This window comes from Huijunlia imazamoxiresistens, from assembly GCF_037132455.1.
Classification (GTDB): domain Bacteria; phylum Bacteroidota; class Bacteroidia; order Chitinophagales; family Chitinophagaceae; genus Flavisolibacter; species Flavisolibacter imazamoxiresistens.
Genome location: NZ_JBBBEI010000058.1, coordinates 1 through 8,283, shown reverse-complemented (window position 1 = coordinate 8,283; position 8,283 = coordinate 1). Strand labels below are relative to the sequence as shown.

4 protein-coding genes are annotated in these 8,283 nt (G+C 61.3%); all 4 read right to left on the bottom strand.

Features of this window, described 5'->3' with window-relative positions:
• Positions 1 to 127: 127 nt before the first annotated feature.
• The gene (locus tag V9K67_RS26565) at positions 128 to 2,551 is read right to left on the bottom strand and encodes a glycoside hydrolase family 2 TIM barrel-domain containing protein (protein ID WP_336728087.1); all 2,424 of its coding nucleotides are present in this window, start codon (positions 2,549 to 2,551) and stop codon (positions 128 to 130) included.
• 114 nt (positions 2,552 to 2,665) lie between these two features.
• Positions 2,666 to 4,342 (bottom strand): RagB/SusD family nutrient uptake outer membrane protein, encoded by a 1,677-nt coding sequence (locus V9K67_RS26560; protein WP_336728085.1) that lies wholly within the window; start codon positions 4,340 to 4,342, stop codon positions 2,666 to 2,668.
• A gap of 12 nt (positions 4,343 to 4,354) precedes the next feature.
• Complete coding sequence (locus tag V9K67_RS26555; RefSeq protein ID WP_336728083.1) at positions 4,355 to 7,483, bottom strand: SusC/RagA family TonB-linked outer membrane protein; 3,129 nt, start codon at positions 7,481 to 7,483, stop codon at positions 4,355 to 4,357.
• Between the two features lie 323 nt (positions 7,484 to 7,806).
• Positions 7,807 to 8,283: discoidin domain-containing protein (locus V9K67_RS26550; RefSeq protein WP_336728080.1), on the bottom strand; the 477-nt coding region annotated here is incomplete at its 5' end.

The window sequence follows — 8,283 nt, the reverse complement described above, 5'->3', positions numbered from 1 at the left end:
CACCCGGGGCTACTTTTGTTGAAGCCCTGCGGGCTTCCCGGTACCGTCCTCAGCAAAAGATGTGTCCTAACGGTAGCTCCAGATGGAGAGGGGCCGGGGGTGAGGTGTGCCGGGGGTGAGGCTGAGGTTACCGCAGCACCACCTCCGCCGGTTGCAGGCCCGGCGCGGTCAGCGTCACTTTTACGGGCTTTGTTCCGTTTGCCAGCTGCACGTAGGCCAGGAGCTTTCCATGAAATGCTTTGCGCTTGCCGGAGCGGTAGTCCTCATGGCTCTGGGAGCTGCCGCTTTCCAGGCCCAGCAGTTTTGCGCCCCCTTCCAGGGAAACGGTGATCTCGTCTTCCGCGGTGTAGACCGGAACGCCCTGCCCGTCCACTACCCGGATGGCCAGGTGGCGCAGGCCGTCCTTAGACGGGGTTCCCTCTTCGCGAACCGTGAGCGCCGCGGCCGCACCGGAGGTGCGCAGGGTATCGGTAACGGTTTTGCCGTTGGCGGCATAGCCTTTTACGGTCAGCATGCCGGGAGCATAGGGCAGGTCCCAGTGCAGGATGCGGTTGCGGGCGGCCGCCATGGAGCGGCGGCCCAGGGAGCGGCCGTCCAGGAACAATTCGGCTTCGGGGCAGTTGGTAAAACAGTTGACCCGCACGGTATCGCCTTGTTTCCAGTTCCAGTGGGGCGACGCCTGCTTGTGGCTCCACACGCCGCGGTCCTCCGATTTGGGAACGGGGGCGCTGCCGATGTAGATCATCGGCTGTTCGGCCCACAGGCTCTGGCGGAAGTAGTATTCGGGCTTGGGAAAACCCGCCAGGTCCAGCAGGCCCGCCCGGTTGCTGCGCTCCGGCCAGCGGCCGGCCTCGCCCAGGTAATCGATACCGGTCCACAGGTACTGGGCGGAGATCGACTGGTTGGAGTCCACGGCATTCCAGGCGCTCAGCTGCATGCCGTTCTCGCTGCCGTAAATGACGCGGTCGGGGTAGGCGGCGCGGTCTTCTGCGTAGCGGTGCTCCTGGTAGTTATAGCCCACGATATCCAGGTTCGACGGGTAGGAAGTGGTATTGGACATGACCACGCCGGCCAGGGCGGCCGTCACGGGGCGGGTGGTATCCTGGGCTTTCACCACCTGCACCAGCTGGGCGGACAGTTCGCCCAGGCGGCTGGCGGGCGGGCGGCTTGCCTCGTAGCCCCTCCCGTAGATCTGCGGGTTGCGGCCGGTACTCAGCACCGGGTGCGAATAGGGGTCGTTGGGGTAATCGATCTCGTTGCCGATGCTCCACATAATGATGGAAGGGCGGTTGTAGTTTCTTAAAATCATGTCTTTGACGTCGGTGGCGGCCCATTCCTTAAAATGCTGGTGGTAGCCGTCCTTGCCCGGCGTACCGGCGTTCCAGCCCTTGATCCACTTGTTCTTGCCTTCCTCCCATTCGTCAAAGGCTTCGTCCATCACCAAAAAGCCCATCTGGTCGCACAGCTTATAGAGGTAGTCCGCATGCGGGTTGTGGGCCATGCGGATGGAGTTGCTGCCGCCTTCCCTGAGGGTTTGCAGCCGCCGCCGCCATACCGCTTCGGGTACCGCTACGCCCAGGGCGCCGGCATCGTCGTGAAGGCATACGCCTTTTAATTTAAGGGGTTGGCCGTTCAGGGAAAAGCCTTCGCGGGCATCGAACCGGAAATACCTTATCCCTACGGGCTCGGTCCATTCATCGGTCACTTTCCCGCCGGCGCTCACCGACACCGACAGGGTGTACAGGTGCGGGTCGTCCACCGACCACAGGCGGGGATTCGCTACCGCCAGGGGCAGGTTCACGACCAGGCTGTCGCCGGCCGGAAGGGTGAGCGGCCGGGTGGCCGTTGCCACAGGCCTGCGGGCCGCATCCACCAGCTTGGCCGTTACCGTGGCGGTCGTTTTTTTGCCCGTACGGTTCACCACCGACACCCGGGCGTTGGCTTTTGCCCGCTGCGCCGACACTTCGGGAGTGGTAAACTGCACGCCCCACTGCGCCAGGTGCAGCGGCGCTTTCACCAGCAGGTACACGTTGCGGTAGATGCCCGAACCGGTGTACCAGCGGGAGTCGGCAAACTGGCTGTGGTCGGCCTTGACGGTAATGACGTTGGGACCGTCGAACTTCAGGTAAGGCGACAGCTCGTACTGGAAGGCCAGGAAACCGTTGGGACGGTGGCCCAGCAGGTGGCCGTTGATCCAGACCGTGCTGTTCTTGTACACGCCGTCGAAATAAACAAACACCTTTTGGGCCTTCCAGGCGGCGGGGGCCCTAAATTCTTTTTGGTACCAGCCGATGCCGCCGGGCAGGAAGCCCGTGGCGCTGGCCCATTCGTCGCTGAAGGGCCCCTCGATGCTCCAGTCGTGCGGCAGGTCCACGGTACGCCAGTCGCTACCGGCTGCTCCGGTGGGCTGCCCGCCGGGCAGGTCGCCTTTATGGAACATCCAGTCGCTGTTGAAGAGGGTCACCTTGCCCGACAGCTGGGCTGCGGCCGGAAGCGCCGGCAGCAAGGCTACCCAAAAAAGAAAACGGAAAAGGGAAAAAAGGGTTCTCATGTAAATAGGTTCGTTTGTAGGAGGGGTGGAAAGATAAAGCAAAACAGGAGGCCCCATCCATACGATTCCTGTAGTGAGTGGGGCCCCTGCCGATAATTACCGGGTATACGGTGATTAGTAGTCCTTATTCTGCGGCAGCTTGTTGCCGGAAGCCTGGATCTCGGCCCTCGGGATGGGCAGCCAGTAGTGCTTCGGTGCAAAGCTCCGGCCTTCCAGCGCCACCTTCCGCGCATAGGTGAAGGTATTGCCGGTCTTGGTGATGTTGATGCCGTAGGCGGGGACGTTCTCGGTGACTTCGGCGATCTTCCAGCGGCGCACGTCATAGAAGCGGTGCTCCTCGAAGGCCAGCTCCACGCGGCGCTCGTTGCGGATTACCTCCCGCATCTGCGCCTGCGACAGGCCTACCGGCACGTCGGGCATGTTCACCGAGGGGCGCCGGCGGATGCTGTTAATGGCCGCATATACGGTAGCATCGGGGCCCACGGCCTCGTTCTGGGCTTCGGCGTAGTTCAGCAGAATCTCCGCGTAACGGATATAGAACCAGGGCTGGCGTCCCGCCACTTCCCAGGGGTTGTCGATGGGGTTGGTGTCGTCCATGAACTTGCGCAGGTAATAGCCGGTCTTGGAAGAGTTCCAGTTGGACGGTCCGTCGGGGCTGTCCTTACCGCCGGGCCGGAAGGTCTGCACCGTGCTGTTGCGGTAGGGGGCGCCGTTGTACAGGATGGTAGCATAGAACCTCGGATCGCGGTTGGCATAGGGATCCTGCGGGTTGTAGCCGGAAGTGGGATCGGTGATCGCCTTGCCGTTGGCCATCCGGTAGTCGTCCACCAGGTTTTGCAGGGGCACGTTGCCGCCCCAGCCGTTATAGCCGTTGGGACCGTTGGCGATCTCCGTCCGCACGTGGGGGGCGCCGTAGGTGTACAGGCGCTCAAAGATGGCCTCGGGGTTCTGGTCGGTCAGGAACAGCTCGCGGTAGCCGCCCTGGAACAGGCTGTACTTGTTCAGGTCCATCACCGCTTTGGCGGCGGCGGCCGCATCGGCCCAGGTACCGGCACTATAAAGCGGGCTGGCGGCGTACAGCAGCAGCCGCGATTTCAGGGCCAGGGCGGCGCCCTTCGTGGCCCGGCCCAGGGCCCAGCTGTTGTCGTTGTTGGCGGGAAGGGCCGCGGCCGCTTCATTCAATTGGGCCACTGCGTAGTCAATGCTTTCCTTAATAGAGGAGCGTTGGAACAGCTTGGGGTCGGCCAGGTCGTCGGTCAGTTCGCCCACGGCGTCGCCCACCAGCACCACGCCCCCGTAGTTGCGGATCAGGTCGTGGTAGCGAAACGCCCGGATAAACTTCAGCTCGGCGGTCAGCCGCTCCCGCAGGCCGGCGCTCATGGACACTTCGGCGATGTGGGCGAGGGCGAAGTTCACCTCCCGGATGCTGCGGTAGCTTCTGCCCCAGAAGGTGCCGGCGATGCCGGTATTTTCCGGTGCCAGCTGGCCGCGCTGGATCAGCCAGGTATCGTCGTCGTTGTTGTAGATCGACTCGTCGGTCAGGGAGCTCCAGAGGGCATACTCGAACCCGCGGCCGAAACCGGGAGGCGTCCCCTCCCCTTCCTTGTTGGCCAGGCGTACGCCCATGTAGCGGTTGATGACGTAGTTCTGAAAAAGGGTGGAATCATTTAACAGGGCCACCTCCGAAATGCGGTCGGTGGGGGTGATCTCCAAAAGGTCCTTCTTACAGGCTGAAAGCGCCAGCAGGGCGGCGATCAGGATATTGCGTTGCTTATTGATGTTGAATTTCATGATGTTGCCGGTTTAAAACTTAATGTTGGCGCCCAGGTTGATAATGCGCATTTGCGGGTAAAACTGGCCGCTTTCGCTGCTTCCTTCGGGGTCGTAGTCTTTTACTTTCGACAGGGTAAACAGGTTGAAGGCGCTGGCATACACCCGTACGCCGGCGATATTGACCTTCTTTAGCAGGCCGGAGGCGAGGCTGTAGCCCAGCTCCAGGTTTTTCAGGCGCAGGAAGGAGGCATCGTTCAGCCAGAAGGTATTGCGGAAAGCGCCGCCGCTGATGGCGTTGGAGGCACGGTCCGACACGCGGGGGAAGGTGCCGCCGGTGTTGGTCGGGCTCCAGCGGTTGTCGGCCCAGCTGCTGTAGAAGTTGCCCACGCTGCCGGCTTCGGGCAGCACGTACTGCCGCACCTTGGCCTGGCCTGCCAGCACCATCGACAGGTCGAAATTCCGGTAGCCGGCATAGAGGTTGGCGCCATAGGTGATCTGGGGGATATTGCCCAGGTCGGTCCGCACCTGGTCGTCGGCGGTGATCTTGCCGTCGCCGTTATAGTCCTCGTAGATCAGGTCGCCCAGCTGGGCGCCCGCCACGCGGGGGTACTTGTTCAGGTCTTCCTGCGTGCGGTAGATGCCGATGGCCTTGTACAGCAGGTAGGTATTCAGCGGGCCGCCGGTCTGGCGCTGGTGGGCCAGGGTAGCGGAAGCTTCGTCGATAAAGACGATCTCGTTTTTGGCATAGGTGAAGTTGCCCGAGGCGCCCCAGTTGAAGGAGCCGCTGTGGTTGTAGCCCAGGGTGGCTTCGATCCCGTTGCTGTTGACCTTGCCGATATTTTCGGAAGGCACCAGGGGGTCGGAGCCGTAGGGGTTCACGATGCCCGAGGTGGCCGGCAGCGATGCGTTGCGGGTGGCCAGGATATCGGAGCGTTTCTGCTGGAAGTAGATGAATTCCAGGTTGAACGCCTTCAGGAAGGAGGCGTTCAGGCCCACGTCCAGCTTTTTGGCCACCTCCCAGGTAATGGCGGGGTTGGCCAGCTTGATCAGGTCGATGCCCGGCACGATGCTGTTACCGTTCGTAGTGGCCAGCACATAGTTGCCCCGGATGGAATAGTTCTGAAAGTACTGGAACAGGCCGACGTTGTCGTTGCCGAGGGTACCGTAAGAGGCCCGCAGCTTCAGGTCGTTGACCACGTTGTTGTCGAACCAGTCTTCCTTGGAGATGCGGTAGCCGGCGGAAACCGAGGGGAAGTAGCCCCACTGGTTGCCGGGCGCAAAGGTGGAGGAGCCGTCTGCCCGCAGCTGGCCTTCCAGCAGGTACTTTTCGGCATAGTTGTAGGCGATGCGGCTGATGATGCTCCTGCGGGTAAAGTTGTAGCTGCTTCCCGTGTTATTCCGGTCGGTAGCGGCCGTGCCGCCCTGCGACAGCTCGGGAGTTTGCGTCGTCGGGTAGTTCAGGCGGGTAGCGTCGAAGGTTTCCGAGTGCGTCGTGCTCTGCTCGTAGCCCACAAAGGCGTTGATGTTGTGGCTGCCCAGCTGGCGTACGTAGTTCAGCTTCACGTTGGAGGTGACCAGGCTGCGGTTTTCCTGGGCCTGGGTGAGGGTGGCTTTGCCGGCCGAACCGCCCGTGACCACGTTTTTATAGGTGTTGGTGGCCGCGTCGTAGCTATACAGGTTGTACGGGGTATAGAACCTTTTGGAAAAATTGTGCAGCACGTCCACCGAATAAAAGCCGTCCACGGACAGGCCTTCCAGGCCGGGGATGGCATAGCTGCCCTTCAGGATGCCGTTGAACACCTGCGAGGGGTTGCGTACCGTGCCGCCGGCATCGGTCACCAGCACTGCCGGGTTGCTGTTCTCGATGCCGGTGGTGGGCAGGCCGTTGGGGTAGTAAGGCGCCACGATCGGCTTTGCCCGGTAAATGGAGCGGAAGATGTCGCCGGCCCCGGAGGCCGGGAACAGGCGGTTCTCCTGGCGGCCCGACAGGGAGAGGCTGGCCTTCAGGCGCTTGGTGATGGTGGCGTCCACGTTGGAGCGGAAGTTATACTGCTTGTATTCGGTAATGCCTTTCTTATAAAGGGCGTCCTGGGAAACGGTTCCCAGCGACAGGAAGTATTTGACGTTTTCCGTACCGCCGTTGACCGACAGGTTCTGGCGGTTTTGCAGGGCCGTTTTCTTCAGCACCGCGTCCGTCCAGTCGGTATTGGGATAATTCAGGGGGTCGGAGCCGTTGCTGAACTTTTGGATCTGCTCCTCGGTATAGGCCTGGTTGAGGCCGTTGGCGGGGGAAGCATAGTAGTTGATCTCGTTCATGATGCGGGCATAGGTGGCCGCGTCCGCCATTTTGGGCAGGCGGGTTGGCGAGCTGAAGCCCTGGTTGAAGCTGTAGTTGATGGAAGGCTTGCCCGTTTTGCCGCGTTTGGTGGTCACCAGGATAACGCCGTTGGCGGCCCGGTTGCCGTAGATGGCGGCGGAGGCGTCCTTCAGCACGGTCACGCTTTCCACGTCATTGGGATCCAGGCGGTCCAGTCCGCCGATCTGGCCGGGGATGCCGTCTACTACTACCAGCACGTCGTTGTTGCCGGTAGTGGCCAGGCCCCTGATGGAGATACTGGAGGCATCGTAGCCGGGCTCGCCGCTGCGGTTGTTGATGATCACGCCGGAAAAGCGGCCGGCAAAGGAGTTGGACAAGTTGGGCTGGGGGCTTTTCACCAGGTCGGCGCCCTTCACTTCGGAAACCGAGCCGGTGAGGGTGGCCTTTTTCTGGGTGCTGTAGCCTACCACCACGACTTCGTTCATCTGGTTGGCGCCGGCCGCCAGCGTTACGGTCAGGCTGGACTGGTTGCCCACCTTTACCTCTTTATTTTGAAAACCCACCGAGCTGAATACCAGGGTGGCATCGGCCGGGGCGTTGATGGAGAAGGAGCCATCTTCCCGGGTCTGGGTGGCGGTGGCGGTTCCTTTTACCTGTACGGTCACACCGGACAGGGCGCTATCGCCGCCCGTGACGCGGCCGGTCACGGTTTGCTGGGCCAGGGCCGGCAGGGAAAGGAGCGAAAGAAACAGGAGCAACAGGAGCGGGTACCGCTTAGTCAGGTTTTTGCCAAAAACCTCCGGGCAAGGCGGGTACTTACCGGTTTGCAAGCAATGGTTCATTGTATTGTGTTTATAAGTGAACAGAAAATAGGAGACGAAGAAAGCGGGGCATTCATCATATACAAGCATTTTTTATCAAGCGTTACGGGTTGTGTTCCCGGGAGAGGCGGCTAAAGTACCGTGGTCCGGGGGCACGGATGGAGGGTTTTTCGGCTAAAAAGGAGGGTTTTTCGTGTTTTACCCCTTCTTTTTCCGCCAAGGGGACTATTTCACCGGCTTGGAAGAAGGGAGCGGCATCCCTCAGGAACGGGAAAGGCTTTTTGTCAAACAAAAAGCCCGCCGGAGACCGGCGGGCTATAAGTAAGTGTTCACTGCTGATGTTCTTAAAACTTAAAGGGGCTGGTTTTGAAATACAGCTTGTAGTCCTTAAGCATGCCCTCGCTGCGCTTGTCCGACCGGGGCAGGTAGCGGAAGCCCCTGATGGATCGCACCTCGCCCAGGTCGATCACTACCTGGTGGGGATGCTGTGGCTTCGCTCCTACCGACTGGCTTTGCCAGAAGGTGGATTCCTGCAGGTCGTACAGCTTGTCGGCGCTGTGGTTGGCCGAGGTCACCTCTTCGCTGCTGGCGTACACGACCTGCCACTTCGTGGTGGGCAGGGCCCTACCATCAGCGCCCGTCAGTTCCAGCTCCGCTACCGTGCTCAGGGGGTCACCCGGCTGCTGGCTGTTCAGCGCTTCCAGGCACAGGTAACGGCCTTCCACGGTTTTGGAAAAGCTTACCTCCTTCCAGTCCGCACCGGCCGTAAAAGAGCCTGCCTGAACCGGGGTTTCACCCTCCAGCTTCAGCTCCTGGCCTCC

What these genes read in the sequence shown, in the direction of transcription:
- V9K67_RS26555 (WP_336728083.1), bottom strand. Translation starts at nt 7,483, where the DNA reads ATGAACCATTGCTTGCAAACCGGTAAGTACCCGCCTTGCCCGGAGGTT.
- V9K67_RS26560 (WP_336728085.1), bottom strand. Translation starts at nt 4,342, where the DNA reads ATGAAATTCAACATCAATAAGCAACGCAATATCCTGATCGCCGCCCTG.
- V9K67_RS26565 (WP_336728087.1), bottom strand. Translation starts at nt 2,551, where the DNA reads ATGAGAACCCTTTTTTCCCTTTTCCGTTTTCTTTTTTGGGTAGCCTTG.